This window comes from Streptomyces sp. NPDC052225 (assembly GCF_040679615.1).
Lineage (GTDB): Bacteria > Actinomycetota > Actinomycetes > Streptomycetales > Streptomycetaceae > Streptomyces.
The window spans coordinates 1-17,703 of record NZ_JBFAVD010000039.1; the positions used below are offsets into that span (position 1 = coordinate 1).

Below are 17,703 nucleotides of genomic sequence, written 5' to 3' on the forward strand. Positions count from 1 at the left end.
GCAGGCACTCAGCGCAGCCGCACCCGACATTGGTCGTCCGGAGGCGACGACACCAATCCGGCCGAGGAGGCACCCCGGCACGGCCCCGCCCCCACCACTCGCAGGCGAACGACGCCCGGAGGCCCAGCATGACCGCCGAAACAGCGCCACCCCCGGCCCCGGTCACCGAACTCGCCGACGGCTACCGCCCCGGCCGCACCCTCCCGTTCCGCGTGGAGCTGATCCGCCAGGTCAAGCGCCGCCGCACCCTCGCCATGGCCGCCGTCCTGGCCCTGCTCCCGTTCATCCTCGTCATCGCCTTCGCGATCGGCGGCGACCCGGGCGGCCGCAACGGCGCGGTGACCCTCATGGACACGGCCACGGCCTCCGGCGCGAACTTCGCGGCGACCTGCCTCTTCGTCTCCGCCGGCTTCCTCCTCGTCATCCCGGTCGCCCTCTTCTGCGGCGACACCATCGCCTCCGAGGCGAACTGGTCCAGCCTGCGCTACCTCCTCGCCGCCCCCGTCCCCCGAGCCCGCCTCCTGTGGTCCAAGCTGACCGTCGCCCTGGCCCTCAGCCTCGCCGCGATGCTCCTGCTCCCCGTCGTCGCCCTCGCCGTGGGCACGGCCGCGTACGGCTGGGGCCCGCTGGAGATCCCGACCGGCGGCGCGCTCGACGCGGGCACGGCGGCGCAGCGCCTCCTCGTAGTGATCGCGTACGTCTTCGTGTCCCAACTGGTCACGGCGGGCCTGGCGTTCTGGCTGTCGACGAAGACGGACAACCCCCTCGGCGCGGTGGGCGGCGCGGTCTTCCTCACGATCGTCGGCAACGTCCTCGACGCGGTCACGGCCCTGGGCGACTGGCGCGACTTCCTGCCCGCGCACTGGCAGTTCGCCTGGGCGGACATGATCCAGCCGCAGCCGGAGTGGAGCGGCATGATCCAGGGGGCGTCGGTCTCGGTGGCGTACGCGCTGGTCCTGTTCGCCCTGGCGTTCAGGGGATTCGCGCGCAAGGACATCGTGTCGTAGGAGACGCAGGGCGCGCGGCACGGCGAGATCTCCGGAGGATCACCCACCGGTCACAACTGCCGCCTCCCGTAACCCCTTTGAGGCCAAGGCGCAACCGCGAGGAACGAACACTCGACCCGTCCCGCACGTCACAGTCACAGGACATCGGCGTACGGGAGGGGCGGGCATGAGGATCGGCTCGGCAGGGACGGCTCTGGCGGCGGTACTGACAACGGGGCTGCTGCTCACAGGATGCGGCGGCCCAGGAGGCTCAGCGGACTCCCCGGACTCGGCGAAGGGGAAGGCGAACCAGGGCGTCACCGGAGGCGGAAGCACAGCCGACGAACCAGCGGCATCCGTAGCCCCGGACGCCAAGGGCCGGAAGGAGAACACCACCCCCGACCCGAACCACCTCTCCACCTTCGCCCTGGACGTGGACACGGCCTCCTACGGGTACGCGCGCCGCTCCCTCCAGGAGGGCCGCCTCCCGGACCCGATTTCGGTCCGCCCGGAGGAGTTCGTCAACAGCTTCCGCCAGAACTACCCGCGCCCCGAGGGCAACGGCTTCTCCGTGACGATGGACGGCGCCCGCATGGGCCACGACGGCTGGCGCCTGATGAGGGTGGGCCTGGCGACGGCGCAGGCCCCGGCATCGGGGGAACGCCCACCCGCGGCGCTGACGTTCGTGGTCGACATCTCGGGTTCGATGGGCGAGCCGGGCCGCCTGGACCTGGTCAAACAGTCACTGACAACGCTCACCGGGCAACTGGGCCCGGACGACTCCATAGCGCTGGTCACGTTCAGCGACGAGGCGAAAACGGTAGTCCCGATGACCCGCCTCGGCGCCCGTGACGGCACGGCCCGAGACCGCATCCTGGAAGCGGTGGACACCCTCGAACCCACCGACTCCACCAACCTCGACGCGGGCATCCGCACGGGCTACGACACCGCGGTACGAGGAACACGCGACGGCGCGACGAACCGAGTGGTGCTCCTCTCCGACGCCCTGGCGAACACCGGTCGGACGACAGCGGACGCGATCCTGGAACGCATCACGGACGCCCGCCGCGACCACGGCATCACGCTCTTCGGCGTAGGGGTGGGCAGCGACTACGGCGACGCGCTCATGGAGCAGCTGGCCGACAAGGGCGACGGCCACACCACGTATGTGTCGACGCCCGAGGACGCCCGCAAGGTCTTCGTCCAACAGCTTCCGGCGAACGTCGAGTTGAGGGCGCGGGATGCGAAGGCGCAGGTCGCCTTCGACGAGAAGAACGTCACGGACTTCCGTCTCCTCGGTTACGAGAACCGCCGCGTCGCCGACGACGACTTCCGCGACGACCGCGTCGACGGCGGCGAGATCGGCCCGGGCCACACGGTGACGGCCCTGTACGCGGTCAAGCTCCGCGAGGGCGCGTCGGGCCGCATAGCGAAGGCGACGGTCCGCTGGCTCGACCCCGACAGTCGCGCGCCCCGCGAGGAGTCCGGCACCGTCGCCGCGTCCGACCTGGACCGCGACCTCTGGTCGGACGAGACGGAACTCCGCCTGAGGGTCGACGCGGCAGCGACGTACTTCGCGCACAGCCTGGGCGACGCCTCGAAGGCGACACTCCCCGGCGAGCCATCGCTCACCGAACTGGCAACGCTGACGCGCCAGTTGGCAGACGAAACGGAAGACGCAGACGTACGGGCCATGGCGGAAGCGGTACGCCAGGCGTCAGCCCTGAAGGCGGCGGAGTAGGACCCACGGATCACCCGGTGCGCCGCACATCGGCGCACGCCACCTCGGGCGCGCCACCGTACGGATCGAAGGCGATCCTGTCAGCGGAGACATCACCGCCGAGACACAACTGGGCGCCCATGAACCGCAGATCGAGAAGAAAACGCACGGAGTCCCCGGCGCGCCGGGGCCCGTCCATCGCGGCGTCGTCATAGCCGAGGCGCCGGAGCGCGGCGCCGACCTGTTGCGGGCCCGCGGATTCGATGCCGCGCAGCGCCTTGCGGATCCGGCGCTCGTGCTCGCGGGCGGCGCACTGTTCGGCTTTGCCGAGCTTCACCTCCTTCTTCAGGAGGTCGGGGTCGCGGGCCGGGTCGGCGGAGAGAGCGTCCTGTGGGACGGAGAGCGAGGGCAACGGCAGATCCCTCGCCGCGCGGGGCGCCTCGGTGCCCTCGTCGGCTTCGTCGTCGTCCATGTCCTCCTTCGCGTACGGCGCACATGGCGAACTGACCTTGTCGAGCATCTCGGCGAAGGCGAAGAACTCGGGGCTCCCGGTCTCGTCGTCACTGAAACCAGCACCAGAAGGGAACGACGAAGCAGCCCGCACATGAGCTTCACTTCGCGGCGCGCCCCCGCCCCCACAGCCGGTGACCCCCGTCGCAGCCACGACAGCCAACACCAAGCAGCACAGGGCACGTTGAACAGTGAAAAGTCTCATGGAGGCAGTTTTCGCCCGAAGACCACCCGGGTCATGAGTACAGCTACTCAACCGACCTGCTCACCGAATCTGCCGCCCGGAGATGGCCCGGGCGATGACCAGCCGCTGAATCTCACTGGTCCCCTCGAAGATGGTGTAGATCTTCGCGTCCCGATACATCCGCTCCACCGGATGCTCCCGGCTGTACCCGGCCCCGCCGAGCACCTGCACGGCCTTCCCGCTTGCGGCGACGGCGAGTTCACCGGCCCGCAGCTTCGACATCGACCCCTGCGCGGCGTCGAAGACCTTGTCGTTGCGGGCCATCCAGGAGGCCTGCCAGATGAGCAGCCGGCACGCCTCGATCTCGGTGCGCAGGTCAGCGAGGGCGAACGCGATCGCCTGGTTCTCGATGATCGGCCGCCCGAACGCCTCGCGCTCGCCCGCGTACTCCAGGGCGTACTCGTACGCGGCCCGGGCGATCCCGAGCGCCTGCGCCCCCACGGTGGGTCGGCTGACCTCGAACGTCGACATGGCGGCCTGCCCGCGCCCGCCCCTGGATCCGTCCCGGGCCCGCGCGAGCCGCGCTTCAAGGCGTTCGCGCCCGCCGAGCAGGCAGTGTCCGGGCACGCGCACGTCGTCGAGGAACACATCGGCGGTATGGGAGGCCCGCAGACCCAACTTCCGTATCTTCTTGGCGCCTTCGAGTCCGGCCGTCCCAGGTGGCACAATGAAAGCTGCCTGCCCGCGCGCACCCAGCTCGGCATCCACCGACGCCACGACGACATGCACGTTCGCGATGCCGCCGTTGGTGATCCAGGCCTTCTGCCCGCTGATCACCCACTCGTCCTTGGCCGCGTCGTAGCGGGCCCGCGTCCGCATCGCCGACACGTCGGACCCGGCCTGCGGCTCCGAGACGCAGAAGGCGGCGACCTTGGGGTCCGCCTCGTCGCCGTAGCACTGCGGCACCCACTCGGCGAGCTGGTCGGGGGTGCCGGACGAGAAGATCCCGGCGACGGCGAGCGACGTGCCGAACAGGGCCATGCCGATGCCGGCGTCGCCCCAGAACAGCTCTTCGTTCGCGATCTGGAGGGAGATCCCGCTCGGGTCGCCGAACATCTCGGCGAGGGACTCGAACCCGTACAGGCCGATCTTCGCGGCCTCCCGGATCACCGGCCAGGGCGTCTCCTCGCGCTCGTCCCACTCGGCGGCCGCGGGGCGCACCACGTCGACGGCGAAGCCGTGCACCCAGTCCCGCAAGTCCCGCTGTTCCTCGCTCAGTTCGAGGGAGAAGGCCACGGCGGCATCACGCCTTGGGGATGTCGAAGTAGCGGGTCAGGCCGGACGCGAGCGCGACATCGCCCGCGATCTTCACCTTGCGCATCATGAACATCGTGACCGGGGAGGAGTTGCCGGAGACGAGCTTCAGGAAGTCGGCGTCGCCCATGATCAGCGTCACGCGGGGTTCCGCGTCCGAGCGGCCCTCGGTCACCGTGCACGTACCGTCGGAGATCCTGGTCTCGTAGACGGCCTCGGGGCTGTCGCCCTGGGCCGTCACCTTCCAGCGGATCAGCGCTTCGAGGGACCCGGCGACGTCCGGCTTGAACTGCCGCTCCATGCGTCCGAAGACCTCCTTGAGGACGCGGGCGCGCAGCGCGGCGTCCTCGGCGATCTCGTTGATCTCCTTGGCGGACAGGCCCTTCACGATCCGGGCGAACTCCTCGGGCGTGACGCTCGCGAAGTCGAGGGCCGCGATCTCGTCGGCACCACTCATGAAGCCACTCTCCTCACCGCTGCTTACCGTTCAGTAAACTTACCGATTGGTAAGGTTACGGCGACGTAGGTAGGCTGACAAGGGTGACGGGGAGATCGGAAGCGGCTCAAGGGCGCACGGCAGCGCGAAGGAAGCGCGTGCCGCGCCACGAGCGCGAGCAGCAGATCATCGACGTGGCCGTACGGGTCTTCGCCAAGCGTGGCTACCACGCCGCGTCCGTGGACGAGATCGCCGAACTGGCCGGAATCTCCAAGCCGATGGTGTATCTGTACCTGGACTCCAAGGAGGGGCTGTTCCTCGCGTGCCTGCGCCGCGAGGCGGAGCGGCTCGTCGCGGCGTTCCAGGTGGCGGCGCGCGACGCGGGCCCTGCGCCCGAACTGCGGCTGCACGCGGGCCTGTCGGCGTTCTTCGCGTTCGTCGCCGAGCACCGTGACAGCTGGGTCGTGCTGCACCGGCAGGCCTCGGAGCTGAGCGAAGTGATCGCCGGGGCCGTCGCCGAGGCGCGGCGCGCGGTGATGGCGGAGGTGGCGTCCCTGATCGGGGACGGCATACGGGACGGCCTCGCGGACGGAATCCGCAGCGCTCAACTCGGCGACGAGGACGCCGACTTCGTGGCCCATGCCCTGGTCGGCGCGGCCGACTCGCTCACGGACTGGATGGAGAGCCATCCCGACCAGTCGCCCGAGGGCATCACGCTGCGCCTGATGAACATGGTGTGGGTGGGTATGCGCGACGTCCTCGCGGGCGAGGTCTGGCTGCCGTAACGCCGCGCCCCCGAGCCAGGCCCGCGCCCGCCGATTCCCCGCACCCCATTGAACTTTCCTTACGCGCGAGTAAGTTGACCTCCCAGTAAGTCCGAGCAGCCGCGCGACCGGGAGCCGTCATGGGCGTACGCAAGGATCTGAAGAGGGCCAGGAAGCAGGCGCACCTCGCCGACCGCGCCAAGGCCGAACTGGTCAGGGACGAGCATGGGACGGTACGCGAGGCACACGTCCCCGCCCTGGCCGCACCCCCCTCGAACGGCACCACCCCCGCCGACATCCCGTTCGTGAACGCCGCCGAGGCGCCGGACGCGGTCGTCCTGCGCCGCAAGGAGGCGGGGGAGTGGCGGCCGGTCACCGCGGCCGCCTTCGCCCGCGAAGTCACCGCCGCGGCAAAGGGGTTGATCGCGGCGGGCCTCGAACCGGGCGGCGCCGTCGCGCTGATGTCCCGTACGCGCTACGAATGGGAGGTCCTCGACTTCGCGATCTGGGCGGCGGGCGGCCGGACCGTCCCCATCTACGCCACGTCGTCGCCGGACCAGATCGAGTGGATCGTGCGCGACTCGGGCGCCCGGATGCTGATCGTGGAGACCCCGGAGAACGCCGCCACGGCCGAGACCGCCCTCGCCGCCCTCCCCGAGCCCGACCGCCCCCGCACCTGGGAACTGGACGCGGGCGCGATCCTCGAACTCGCCACGCAGGGAAGGGAGATCGACGACGAAGAGATCACCAAGCGGCGCTCGGCCCTGACCCCCGACAGCGTCGCGACGATCTGCTACACGTCCGGCACCACCGGCAAACCCAAGGGCTGCGTCCTCACCCACGGCAACCTCCACGCGGAAGCCGCCAACACGGTCGAGCTGCTGCACCCCATCTTCAAGGCGATCACCGGCCAGGTCGCGTCGACGCTCCTCTTCCTCCCCCTCGCGCACATCCTGGGTCGCACGATCCAGGTCGCCTGCCTCCTCGCCCGTATCGAACTGGGGCACTGTGCGAGCATCAAGCCGGACGAGCTGAGGCCCGAACTCCGTTCGTTCCGGCCGACGTTCGTGGTCGGCGTCCCGTACCTCTTCGAGAAGATCCACGACACGGGCCGGGCCACAGCGGAGAAGATCGGCCGGGGCGCGTCCTTCGACCGGGCCGACCGGATCGCGGTCCGCTTCGGGGAGGAACACCTCGCCCGTTTCCTGCAAACAGGTGGCGGGGCCGGCCCGCGCCCCGGCCTCCGCCTCGCCGCCGCCCTCTACGACCTGCTCGTCTACCGCCGCGTCCGCAAGGAGCTGGGCGGCCGGCTCCGCTACGCGATCAGCGGCGGCTCACCCCTCGACCGCAACCTCAACCTCTTCTTCTACGCCGCCGGAATCGTGATCTACGAGGGCTACGGCCTGACCGAGACGACCGCCGCCGCCACGATCACCCCGCCGCTGCGGCCCCGCCCGGGCACTGTCGGCCTGCCCGTGCCCGGCACCACCGTCCGGATCGCGGACGACGGCGAGGTGCTCATCAAGGGCGGCATCGTCTTCGGCGCGTACTGGCAGAACGAGGACGCGACCAGTCAAGTCCTGGACGAGGACGGGTGGTTCGCGACCGGCGACCTCGGCGCGCTCGACGACGAGGGCTACCTCACGATCACCGGCCGCAAGAAGGACATCCTCGTCACGAGCGGCGGCAAGAACGTCTCGCCGGCGGTCCTGGAGGACCGGCTGCGCAGCCGCTCACCCGTCGGTCAGTGCCTCGTCGTCGGCGACAACCGCTCCTACGTGGCCGCCGTCATCACCCTCGAACCGGAGTCCGTGGCCCACTGGTTGAGCGTGCGCAAGCTGCCCCCCGACACCCCGATGTCCGAGGTGATCGCCGATCCGAGGATGGTCGCCGCCGTCCAGAAGGCCGTCGACTACGCCAACGAGGCCGTCTCGCGCGCCGAGTCGATCCGCAGATTCACCCTGGTGGAGGGCGAGTTCACGGAGGACAACGGCCTGCTCACCCCGTCCCTGAAGATCAAGCGCGGGGCCGTCATGGCGGCGTACGAGCGCGAGATCGAGGAACTGTACGGCGCGTGAGCAGGCCGTTCGCGAGTCGTTCGCGAGTCGTTCGCCGGCGACGTCAGCGCTTGGTGGTCCGGCTGAACAGCGACCGCGACCACAGATAGCCGACGAGCGTAATCCCCACGCACCAGGCGAGCGAGATCCACCCGTCGTTGCCGATCTCCGAGCCGGTGAGCAGCCCGCGCAGCGTCTCGGTCATCGGCGTGAACGGCTGGTTCTCGGCGAACCAGCGCAGGCCCGGCGCCATCGAATCGGCCGGCACGAACGCGGAGCCGATGAACGGCAGGAACTGGATCAGCAGCGGCTTGTTGCTCGCGGACTCGACCGTCTTGGAGATCAGGCCGAGCGCCGCCGACAGCCACGCCACCGCGAACGCGATGGCCGCGAGCAGCCCGGCCGCCGCCAGCCACTCCACGGGGTTGGCGTCGGGCCGGAACCCCAGCGCGACGGCGACGACCACGACGAGGACCAGGCCGACCAGCGTCGTCAGGACGCTCCCGAGCACATGGCCCGTCATGAACGACGAACGCGTGATGTTCATGGTGCGGAAGCGGTTGATGATGCCCTCGGTCATGTCCTGGCAGACCGCGATCGAGGTCGACATGGCCCCGGCGGCCACGCCCATGATGACGATCCCGGGCGTCAGATACTCCAGATACGCCGACCGGCCGCCGTCGCCCGGCAGCCCCGCGCCGATCGAGTCCCCGAACGCGTACACGAAGAGCAGCAGCATCAGGATCGGCATCATCGCCGGGCCCAGCGACACGGCGGGATAGCGCAGCGCGTGCTTGAGGTTGCGCCGCAGCATCGTCATCGAGTCGTGCACGGCGTACGTGAGCGTGCTCATCGCTGGAACTCCTTGACGTGGAGGGAGCCGGCCTCGGTGCCGTCACCGGTCAGGGCGAGGAACACGTCGTCGAGGTCGGGGGTGTGCACGGAGAAGTCGGCGGCGCGCACCCCGTGCGCGTCGAGCCGGTCGAACAGGGCGCGCAGCGCGGCGAGGTCGCCGTCGCTCGCGATGCGCAGGGCGAGGTTCTCGTCGTCACGGGCCGCGGCGGGGAAGGCGCCGGCGGCACGCTCGTACTCGTCGAACGCGTGGAACCGCAGGCGTACGTGACTGCCGGGGATCTGCGCCTTCAGCTCGTCGGCGGTGCCCTCGGCGACGATCCGCCCGCCGTCGAGCACGGCGATCCGGTCCGCCAACTGGTCGGCCTCGTCCAGGTATTGCGTGGTCAGGAAGACGGTGACGCCACCGGCGACCAGCGTCCTGACCGTCTCCCACATGGTGCGGCGGCTGCGCGGGTCGAGCCCGGTCGTCGGCTCGTCGAGGAAGATCACCCGCGGGTCGCCGACGAGTGTCATGGCGAGGTCGAGCCGGCGCCGCATGCCGCCGGAGAAGGTGGCGGCGCGGTTCCCGGCGACGTCGGCGATGGCGAACCGCTCCAGGAGTTCCGCGGTCCGCTTCCTGCCCTCGCGCTTGCCGAGGCGCAGCAGGTCGGCCATGAGGAGCAGGTTCTCCTCGGCGGTCAGCATGTCGTCGAGCGCGGCGAACTGCCCGGTGACACCGATCGCGGCGCGCACCCCGTCCGGTGAGGCGGCGACATCGTGCCCGGCGACCTGCGCCTGCCCGCCGTCGGCGTCGAGGAGCGTGGACAGGATCCGCACGGTCGTCGTCTTCCCGGCGCCGTTCGGGCCGAGCAGTGCGAAGACGGAACCGGCGGGGATGCGCAGGTCGATGCCGTCGAGGACGGTCTTGTCGCCGTACGACTTGCGCAGGCCGACGGTCGAGATGGCGGCGGGCGGCAGTTGACCGTCGCCCTGCCTGGACATGGGCATGACAGAAGAAGGCATGGGGCCCTCCAGTTCGAGGGGGCGGGGGAGTGAAGGGAAGTCCTGTGCGGTGTCAGCCCTTGGCGCGACGCACGTCGATGTTGCCGAACTTCGTACGGGCGCGGACCTCGACCGTGTCGTCGCTCGCCTCCGGCGATTCGGAGGCGGTGAGCGTGTTGCGCACCTGCCCCTGTCCCGAGGTGGCGTCGAGCCAGGCGGCCGTGCCCTCGCGGACACCGATGTCGATGGAGCCGTACGAGGTCTCCAGCTGGACGGTGCCGCGGACCACTTCGGCCACCCGCAGCGCGCCGTGGGCGGTGGTGGCGGCGACCGAGCTCTCGGCGCGCCGGATGTCGATGTCGCCGTTGGCGCCGCTGACCCGCAGCTCGCCGGTGGCGGTGCCGACGACGGTGCTGCCGTGCGAGTTCTTCACGACGGCCGCGCCGTCCACATGGCCGACGCGGATGCTGCCGGAGCTCGAGGTGATCTCGGCGTTGCCCTCGACCCGGTCCACGGTGATCGCGCCGTGCGAGACGGCCAGGCGCAGCGGCCCGGTGGTGTCGAAGCGGACGTCACCGGTCGAGATCTTCACGCGGACCTCCCCGAGCCGGCCCTCGCCGAGCACCTGGGTCCAGGCCCCGGTCGTGTCGATGTGCGAGCCGGTGGGCAGGTCGACCGTCACGCGGACGACGCCGCTCGGGCCGATCATGCGGCGCTCCCTGGTCCGTACGGTGAGGGCGCCGCCCGCGAAGGAGACCTCGGTCTGCTCGGCGGCGCGCACGTCCTTGTCCCGCTTCGGGTCGCCCGGCAGCACCTCGACGAGGGTGTCGGTGCGGTCGCTCGCGGTGAACTGGATGGAGCCGGCGCCCACATGGGCGGTGACCGAGATGGCTCCGGGGGTGTCGAAAGCAGGCATGGCTGTCCCGTCCTCTTGACTCGTTGGGTCGTCCCCGCTGGTGGGACGTGGTGTGCCGTTCTCGTTCCTGGGCCCGGCGTGCGGCTAGCGCACCCAGCCCGTGAAGCTCTGTCCGACGGACGTGGTCCGCTCCGGCGTGCGCGGCCTGCCGCCGCCGTCGACCGCGGCCGACACGGCGCGCACCAGCCACGCGTTGACCGAAAGCCCCTCGCGACTCGCGGCCTCCTCGGCGCGGGCCTTGAGGTGGGCGGGCAGCCGCAGATTGACGCGGGCGGTGCCGCCCTCGTCGCCCTCGACCGGGGCGGAGGCCTTGTGGAGATCGGCGGGCGCGGCCGACTCGGCGGGGGCGCCGCGGTCGCTCGGCGGCAGTGTCACCTGGAAGTCGGGGTCGAGCCCCCGCAGCCGTACGTCGACCGAGCCGGGGGCGAGTTCACGGGTGATCTCGTCCATCGCGGCGGAGAGCACGTTGAGCAGAGTCAGTCGGGCGGCCGACTCCAGGGGAGCGGTGAGCCGCTCGGCCAGCTCGCGTGCTTCGTCGCCGCCGGCTTCGGCGGCCACCGCGAGTTCCCGGCGGAGAGTGTCGACATACGGCGTGAGGTCCATGACGTCATAGTGGCACCATCATGGCGCCACATGCAACCCCTGATGGTGCGAGGTTGGCGTATGTGCAGGTCAGGCCGGAATCCTTACCAGCAGCCGGGCGGTTCAGGCGCCACGGAACGCCCCACACGGCACCCAGATGGCATCACGTGACGCCACTCGATGCCACTCGATGGCACTCGACGCCACCTGGCGCCACTCGGGGTGTCGCCCTCACCCCGCGTGATCCGGCACCCAGTTCCCATGGAACCCCACGGGCACCCGCACCGGCAGATGCACCCGCGCCACAGGACCGCCCGCCAGATCCTGCGCGGCGAGGATCACCAGGTCGGTGGCGCCCCGGTCGGGATCGAAGGCGTACGCGAGGAGCCAGCCGTCGTCCTCGGCACTCCCGGCGGCGGACGGCACGAAGACACCCTCGCCGACGTCGCCGTCCGGATGGAACAGGTGCCGCTCGCTGCCGCCCCGCTCCAGGTCGAACTTGACGAGGCCGATCCCGACCTGGGCCGGCCCGGGCGCGGGCGACGAGGGGGACAGCAGATGCCGCCGCGCCCGCCCGCCCCCGCCGTAACCGTCCTCCGGCTCAAGAACTCCGTACCCGTACCGGTGCGCGCCGGTCGCCCGCCGCGGGTCGACGCGCGGGAACTCGACGGCCCGCTCGTCCAGTTGGTCCTCGCGCACGGTCCCGGCGACGAGATCGACCGTCCAGCGCACGAACTTCGGCGGCGTCTCGTCGGGCCCCCGGCTGTCGTGCGAACCGAACATCCGGTCGTAGCGCACGAGATGCACGGTGATCAGCCCGGCCCCGTCCTCGTACGCGTTCATCGGGTGGAAGACGAAGCACGGCTCGACCTCCAGCCACCGGATGTCCTCGGCGCGGCCCTCGCGCGGCAGCACCCCGAGCCGTGGCGTGCGCTCGGGATCCCACACGTACGGGAGCGAGGACGGGGAACTGGCGACGTCCGGGTTGAACACCACGGGCAGGTCGTACAGCAACACATACGAGGCGGTGAGCGAGAAGTCGTGCATCATCGGCCGCCCCTCGACGGGCACGTTCACGCACCGCCGCACCCGCCCGTCGACGCCCACGACCAGGTACTGCACGTACGGATACGCCCAGCAGTAGGCGACCGCGTGCAGCTCACCGCTGACCGGGTCGACCGTGGTGTGCGCGGCGAACCCGCCCGGCAGGGTGCCCTGGAAGTCGAAAGGACCGATGGTCGCGAGGTCACCGTCCAGCTCGTACGGGAGCGGTCCGCCCTCCACGGTGGCGAGGTAACGCCCCGCGTACCGCAGCACGTGCGTGTTGGGCGCGAAGTCCATGTCGAGGTGGCGGGGCCCGTGAATGGCCTTGTCGCCGAGGAGCGCGGCGGTGGCGTCACTGCGCACCCACCGGTTCCGGTACCACTCGGCCCGCCCGTCGCGCAGCCGCACCCCGTGCACCATGCCGGGGCCGCTGAACCAGTGGTACGCGGCCGGGTCGTCGACGTTCAGCGGATTGGGCCCGTTGCGCAGGAACCGCCCGTCGAGCCCGTCGGGAACCCGCCCGGTCACCGCGAGCCCACGCGCGGTCACTTCTTCACGAACGGGCGCGAACAGCCCCCGCAGATAAGGATTCCGGCCCTGACCGTCCATGGAGACCTCCAGCCCACGAGACCTCCACCATCCACCTGAACGGCGACGGGGTCGACCCCGCGCACGGACTTCAGCGGGCGGCGGTCCCTTCCGCGACCCGAACGGGATCCTGGTCGCCGGTGAGGACCGCCCGCGTCACGACGAGTCCGGCCCGACACGCGCGCTGCGGCGAGGCCGGCTGGAGTGTCGAGCGGCTCGGTGTCGCGGGGCCCGAGCGTGCTCTACCCGCTCCCGGCGGCCCCGACGAGCACCGTCCAGGGCGCCGGTATCCCAGCGGTGGCCACGCCGGAGAGGTAAACAGGTCGGACGACAAAGGGAAAGAGGAGACCGGCATGGCGATCCACCGCATGGACAACGTCGGCATCGTCGTCGAGGACCTGGACGCGGCCATCGCGTTCTTCGTGGAACTGGGCCTGGAACTGGAGGGCAGGGCCGAGGTCCAGGGCCTCTTCGCCGACCAGTGCACCGGCCTCGACGGCGTCCACTGCGACATCGCGATGATCCGCACCCCCGACGGCCACAGCCGCCTCGAACTGGCCCGCTACCGCACCCCGAAGGCGACCGCCCCCGAACGGCGCGACAACCCGCACAACATCCTGGGCACCCACCGCGTCATGTTCGCCGTCGACGACGTGGAGAACACGCTCGCCCGCCTGCGCCCGCACGGCGCCGAACTCCTGGGCGAGATCGCCCGCTTCGAGAACAGCTACCTCCTGGCCTACATCCGGGGGCCGGAGGGGATCATCATCGGACTCGCACAGGAGCTCGGCCAGCCGGAGGGATAACCGGCGAACCTCGCCGCGGACAGGGCCGGACGGCTCCATCGATGCTGACGGCGACTCCCGCCCCGACCAGCAAAAAGGCCCCGCCGAAGCGGAGCCTGTTGGAGGCGCCCCCGGCAGGACTCGAACCTGCGGCCAAGCGCTTAGAAGGCGCCTGCTCTATCCACTGAGCTACGGGGGCCGGTGTGTGGCCGGGTGGGTTGGTCTCGGGGGTGGGGGTGATCCGTGACCTTGCCGGGGACAAGGATAGGGCTCCCGGGGCCCTGTCCCTGCTGCTTCGCCTCCGTTTCGTCTCCGTGGATCGATGTGGAGGTTCAGTGAAGCGGTCCTGATAATCGCAGGCAGGTACGAATCGTGCATCGCTTTTGGCTTCTCCCGCCCCGGGTGTTGTGCACTCGTTATGCCTGCGCCCCCTGTCTCCCCTTCCGTCCCGCTGTGCGCTTCCTGTGCGCTATCGCACCCCTTGATTCGGGTCCTGGAGGTGGCCACTGGTGTCTTATCGGCGCGCAGAGGTGGTCATATGCTTCAGAAAGCCTCCAAAATTGGGCATTCTTCGCATGTGGTGACCTTGGACGTACGGCCTCAGCTGCTCGACGCACTTACCGCGCTGCGCGACCGTGTCGCCGCCGCGCGGTTTCCGCTCCCCCTCGCGGGAGCGCCACGCGCGCGTGCCAACCGCGGTGAGTTGCTCGCGCAGCTCGACGACTATTTGGTGCCCCGGCTGCGGGCGCCCGAAGCGCCGTTGCTCGCCGTGATCGGCGGCTCGACCGGGGCGGGCAAGTCGACGCTGGTGAACTCGCTCGTGGGGCGTGTGGTCAGCGAAGCGGGGGTGTTGCGGCCGACGACCCGCACGCCGGTGCTCGTCTGCCACCCGGACGACCACCACTGGTTCTCCGGAATGCGGGTCCTGCCCGACCTCACGCGCGTGTGGGTGCCCCGCCAGGCCGACGCGGGCGAGGAAGAGGAGGACGACGACGCGCTCGCGCCCGTACTCGACGAAGGGGAGCAGGTCCTGCGGGTGGAGACCGCGGGCACGCTGCCGCGCGGGCTCGCGCTGCTCGACGCCCCCGACATCGACTCCCTGGTCGCCGAGAACCGGGTGCTCGCGGCCCGTTTGATCAGTGCCGCCGACGTCTGGGTCATGGTCACCACCGCCTCCCGGTACGCCGACGCCGTGCCGTGGAACCTGCTGCGTACCGCCAAGGCCCACGACGCCAGCCTGGTGACCGTGCTCGACCGGGTGCCGCATCAGGTCGTCGCAGAGGTGTCACGGCAGTACGGGGCACTGCTCGCCAAGGCCGGGCTCGGTGAGGTGCCCCGGTTCACGGTGCCCGAGCTGCCCGAGTCGACCCGGGGCGGAGGGCTGCTGCCCGCCACCGCCGTCGCGCCGCTGCGGGCCTGGCTGACGCACCGCGCCCAGGACCCCGACGCCCGCGCGCTCGCCATGACCCGTACGGCCCGTGGCGTGCTCGACTCGCTGCGGGTGCGGATGCCGGAACTGGCCGCCGCCGTCGCCGCCCAGTACTCCGCCACCGTCCGGCTCACCACGGCCGTCGAGGAGGCGTACGAGAACGAGCACGCGCGCGTGCGCAGCCGGCTGCAAGGAGGCCGGGTGCTCGCCGGGGACGCGCTGAAGCGGTGGCGCAGTTATCCGGTGGACTGCACGGCGGGGGAGTTGCTGGACGCGCTCGTGGAGAGTCTGGGCGCCTTGTTGTTGTGTGCCGTCACCGCCGCCGACGAGCGGGTGGACGAGGCCTGGCGGCGCGAGCCGGGCGGCGCGGCGCCCGGACTGAGCGGGCGCGACCCGGAGTTGGAGAGCGCCGAGCACCGGATCGGGATGGCCGTACGGCGATGGAGAAGGGTCCTTGAGGAGTACGCCGAGGAGGAGGTGCGGGCTGTCGGGGACGCGCACGGCTCGGCGCCGCCCGACCCCGAGGTGGTCGCCGCGCTCGTCGCCACGGCCCTGCTCGGCGGGCGTCGGGCCAAGACCGCGGGCGAGAACCTCGCCGAGCGCATCGGCGCCCAGGCCGCGCTGCGGCTGCGGGACCGCGGCGGGCGGCTGCTGAGCGAGTACCTCGACACCGTCCTCGGCGCGGAGCGCGAACGCCGGCTCGCGCCGCTCGACACCCTCGGCGTCAGCCCCGAACCCCAGGCCGAGCTGATCGCGGCCCTGTCGCTGCTGCAGAAGGAGAGGTGAGGGCGGTGACCGCCGTCACGGATCACACGGATCACACGGATCGCCCCGAACATGCCGGAGGGGCGGCCTGGGACGACGGGCTCATCGCGCGGCGCGCCGGTGACCAGTCCGAGGACGGGCCCCGGGCCGATGAGTCGGCGGCCGGTTCGGCCACGTACGACGGGCAATTGAAGCAGCGGCTCGACGCCTTGCGCGAGCTTGTCGGGCTTTCGCGGACCCGGCTCGACGGAGGGACCCTCGCGGAGGCCGGGCGGGTGCTCGACGAGGCGGCCGCGCGGCGGCGTCTGTCCGCGCGGCACACCGTCGTCGCCATCGCGGGAGCCACCGGCAGCGGCAAGTCGACGCTGTTCAACTCGCTTGCCGGAGTGGCACTTTCGGAGACCGGGCTGCGCCGGCCGACCACGTCCGCGCCGATCGCGTGCAGTTGGACGGACGGCGCCGCGGGCCTCCTCGACCGGCTCGGGATCCCGGGACGGTCGCGGCGCAGGCCGTTGCAGGGGCAGCACGGGGACGCGGCGCTCGAAGGACTCGTCCTCGTCGACCTGCCCGACCACGACTCCGCGGCGCCGGAACACCGTGAGCAGGTCGACCGGGTGCTCGCGCTCGTCGACGCCGTCGTGTGGGTCGTCGACCCCGAGAAGTACGCCGACGCGATGCTCCACGAGCGCTACCTGCGGCCCATGGCGGGCCACGCCGAAGTGATGTTCGTGGTGCTCAACCAGGTCGACCGGCTGCCCGGCGACGCCACCGAGCAGGTCCTCGACGACCTGCGGCGGCTGCTCGACGAGGACGGCATCGCGCTCGGCGAGCACGGTGAACCCGGCGCCACCGTGCTGCCGTTGTCCGCGCTGACCGGCGAGGGCGTCGGCGAACTGCGCGACGCCCTCGACCAGTTCACCGCCGAGCGCAGGGCCCCCGCCCGCCGTATCGGCGCCGACGTCGACGCGGCCGCCGACCGGCTGCGGCCCGTGTACGCGGCCGGGCGGCAGGTCGGGCTGAGCGAGGAGGCCCGCGAGGAGTTCGCCGACCGGCTCGCCGACGCGGTGGGCGCGGCCGCGGCGGGGCAGGCCGCCGAACGCGCCTGGGCCCGCGGCGCCAACAAGGCGTGCGGCACCCCCTGGCTCAGGCTCTGGCGCTGGTACGAGGCTCAGCGCGCCCTCGCGTCACCGGCTCCGGCCCCCGTGCCGCCGGCCGAGGAGGAGGCCACGGCCCGCCAGCGCGTGGAGCACGCGGTGCGCGCGGTGGGCGACGCCGCGGCGACCGGGCTGCCCGCCGCGTGGGGGCAGGCCGTTCGGGAAGCGGCGACGCGCGGCGCCGAAGGGCTGCCCGAGGCGCTGGACGCGCTCGCCGTGAACCCGCCGCAGGGCGCCGGACACGTGGGTCAGAGCGGTGCCGGGCGGCCGCCGCGGCCCGGGTGGTGGCCGGTCGCCGTGCTCGTGCAGGCCTCCATGACGATCCTTCAGATTCTGGGCGGGCTGTGGCTGTTGGGCCAGATCATCGGGGTCGTGCCGCCGAACCTGGGCGTGCCCGTGCTGATGATGCTGGCCGGGATCGTGGGCGGCCCGTGCGTGGAGTGGGCGTGCCGGCTCGCGGCGAAGGGGCCCGCGCGACGGTACGGGCAGGACGCGGAGCGGCGGCTGCGGGACGCTGCCGCGGCGTGCGGCAGGGCCCGGGTGCTCGACCCGGTCGCGGCGGAGCTGCTGCGGTACCGGGAAGTGCGGGAGCAGTACGTACGGGTGGCCGGGTTTTCCACAACCGGCCGGTAG

At 71.4% G+C, this 17,703-nt stretch carries 15 protein-coding genes and 1 tRNA gene; 7 read left to right on the top strand and 9 right to left on the bottom strand.

Translation table 11 applies throughout. From position 1 onward, the window contains the following. Positions 1–128 precede the first annotated feature (128 nt). Together AB0L37_RS35165 and AB0L37_RS35170 are read left to right on the top strand one after the other, a co-directional pair. Positions 129–1,007: an ABC transporter permease gene (locus AB0L37_RS35165; RefSeq protein WP_365515061.1), complete on the top strand. Its 879-nt coding sequence runs from the start codon at positions 129–131 to the stop codon at positions 1,005–1,007. 166 nt (positions 1,008–1,173) lie between these two features. Next, complete coding sequence (locus tag AB0L37_RS35170) at positions 1,174–2,727, top strand: von Willebrand factor type A domain-containing protein (protein ID WP_365515064.1); 1,554 nt, start codon at positions 1,174–1,176, stop codon at positions 2,725–2,727. Positions 2,728–2,737: 10 nt separating this feature from the next. Here AB0L37_RS35170 and AB0L37_RS35175 read toward each other — a convergent pair whose 3' ends face one another. From AB0L37_RS35175 to AB0L37_RS35185, 3 genes are all read right to left on the bottom strand, one after another. Next, entirely contained in the window at positions 2,738–3,178 is a 441-nt protein-coding gene (locus tag AB0L37_RS35175) for a hypothetical protein (RefSeq protein ID WP_365515067.1), read from the bottom strand. Between the two features lie 303 nt (positions 3,179–3,481). Then, positions 3,482–4,696 carry an acyl-CoA dehydrogenase family protein gene (locus AB0L37_RS35180; protein ID WP_365515070.1) on the bottom strand — a complete coding sequence of 405 codons (1,215 nt, stop codon included), beginning with the start codon at positions 4,694–4,696 and terminating at the stop codon, positions 3,482–3,484. Between the two features lie 7 nt (positions 4,697–4,703). After that, positions 4,704–5,171, bottom strand: a complete 468-nt coding sequence (locus AB0L37_RS35185; RefSeq protein WP_365515072.1) for an SCP2 sterol-binding domain-containing protein — start codon at positions 5,169–5,171, stop codon at positions 4,704–4,706. 137 nt (positions 5,172–5,308) lie between these two features. Here AB0L37_RS35185 and AB0L37_RS35190 point away from each other — a divergent pair, with 137 nt between their 5' ends. Both AB0L37_RS35190 and AB0L37_RS35195 read left to right on the top strand, forming a co-directional pair. After that, on the top strand, positions 5,309–5,935 hold the full coding sequence (locus AB0L37_RS35190; protein ID WP_365515075.1) for a TetR/AcrR family transcriptional regulator: 627 nt from the start codon (positions 5,309–5,311) through the stop codon (positions 5,933–5,935). A gap of 119 nt (positions 5,936–6,054) precedes the next feature. After that, the gene (locus AB0L37_RS35195; RefSeq protein ID WP_365515078.1) at positions 6,055–7,992 is read left to right on the top strand and encodes an AMP-binding protein; all 1,938 of its coding nucleotides are present in this window, start codon (positions 6,055–6,057) and stop codon (positions 7,990–7,992) included. Between the two features lie 43 nt (positions 7,993–8,035). On the opposite strand, the gene AB0L37_RS35200 is transcribed toward AB0L37_RS35195, so the two are convergent. The 5 genes from AB0L37_RS35200 to AB0L37_RS35220 all read right to left on the bottom strand — a co-directional run bounded on the left by AB0L37_RS35200 (position 8,036) and on the right by AB0L37_RS35220 (position 12,958). Then, on the bottom strand, positions 8,036–8,824 hold the full coding sequence (locus AB0L37_RS35200; RefSeq protein WP_365515080.1) for an ABC transporter permease: 789 nt from the start codon (positions 8,822–8,824) through the stop codon (positions 8,036–8,038). After that, on the bottom strand, positions 8,821–9,813 hold the full coding sequence (locus tag AB0L37_RS35205; protein WP_365515196.1) for an ATP-binding cassette domain-containing protein: 993 nt from the start codon (positions 9,811–9,813) through the stop codon (positions 8,821–8,823). Before AB0L37_RS35205 ends, AB0L37_RS35200 begins: the two co-directional genes overlap by 4 nt. 67 nt (positions 9,814–9,880) lie before the next feature. Continuing rightward, positions 9,881–10,723: a DUF4097 family beta strand repeat-containing protein gene (locus AB0L37_RS35210; RefSeq protein WP_365515083.1), complete on the bottom strand. Its 843-nt coding sequence runs from the start codon at positions 10,721–10,723 to the stop codon at positions 9,881–9,883. A gap of 84 nt (positions 10,724–10,807) precedes the next feature. Beyond that, positions 10,808–11,326, bottom strand: coding sequence for a hypothetical protein (locus tag AB0L37_RS35215; protein ID WP_365515086.1), 519 nt, complete (start codon positions 11,324–11,326; stop codon positions 10,808–10,810). A 210-nt stretch (positions 11,327–11,536) separates the two neighbouring features. Next, the gene (locus AB0L37_RS35220) at positions 11,537–12,958 is read right to left on the bottom strand and encodes a carotenoid oxygenase family protein (RefSeq protein WP_365515089.1); all 1,422 of its coding nucleotides are present in this window, start codon (positions 12,956–12,958) and stop codon (positions 11,537–11,539) included. A 332-nt stretch (positions 12,959–13,290) separates the two neighbouring features. Between AB0L37_RS35220 and AB0L37_RS35225 the strand changes: the two genes are divergently transcribed. Next, positions 13,291–13,743, top strand: a complete 453-nt coding sequence (locus AB0L37_RS35225; RefSeq protein WP_365515092.1) for a VOC family protein — start codon at positions 13,291–13,293, stop codon at positions 13,741–13,743. A gap of 105 nt (positions 13,744–13,848) precedes the next feature. Here the strand turns inward: AB0L37_RS35225 and AB0L37_RS35230 are convergent. Further along, a tRNA-Arg gene (locus AB0L37_RS35230) sits at positions 13,849–13,921 on the bottom strand. A gap of 378 nt (positions 13,922–14,299) precedes the next feature. Here AB0L37_RS35230 and AB0L37_RS35235 point away from each other — a divergent pair. Then, the gene (locus AB0L37_RS35235; RefSeq protein WP_365515095.1) at positions 14,300–15,937 is read left to right on the top strand and encodes a dynamin family protein; all 1,638 of its coding nucleotides are present in this window, start codon (positions 14,300–14,302) and stop codon (positions 15,935–15,937) included. A 5-nt stretch (positions 15,938–15,942) separates the two neighbouring features. Continuing rightward, positions 15,943–17,703: a YfjP family GTPase gene (locus tag AB0L37_RS35240; protein ID WP_365515098.1), complete on the top strand. Its 1,761-nt coding sequence runs from the start codon at positions 15,943–15,945 to the stop codon at positions 17,701–17,703.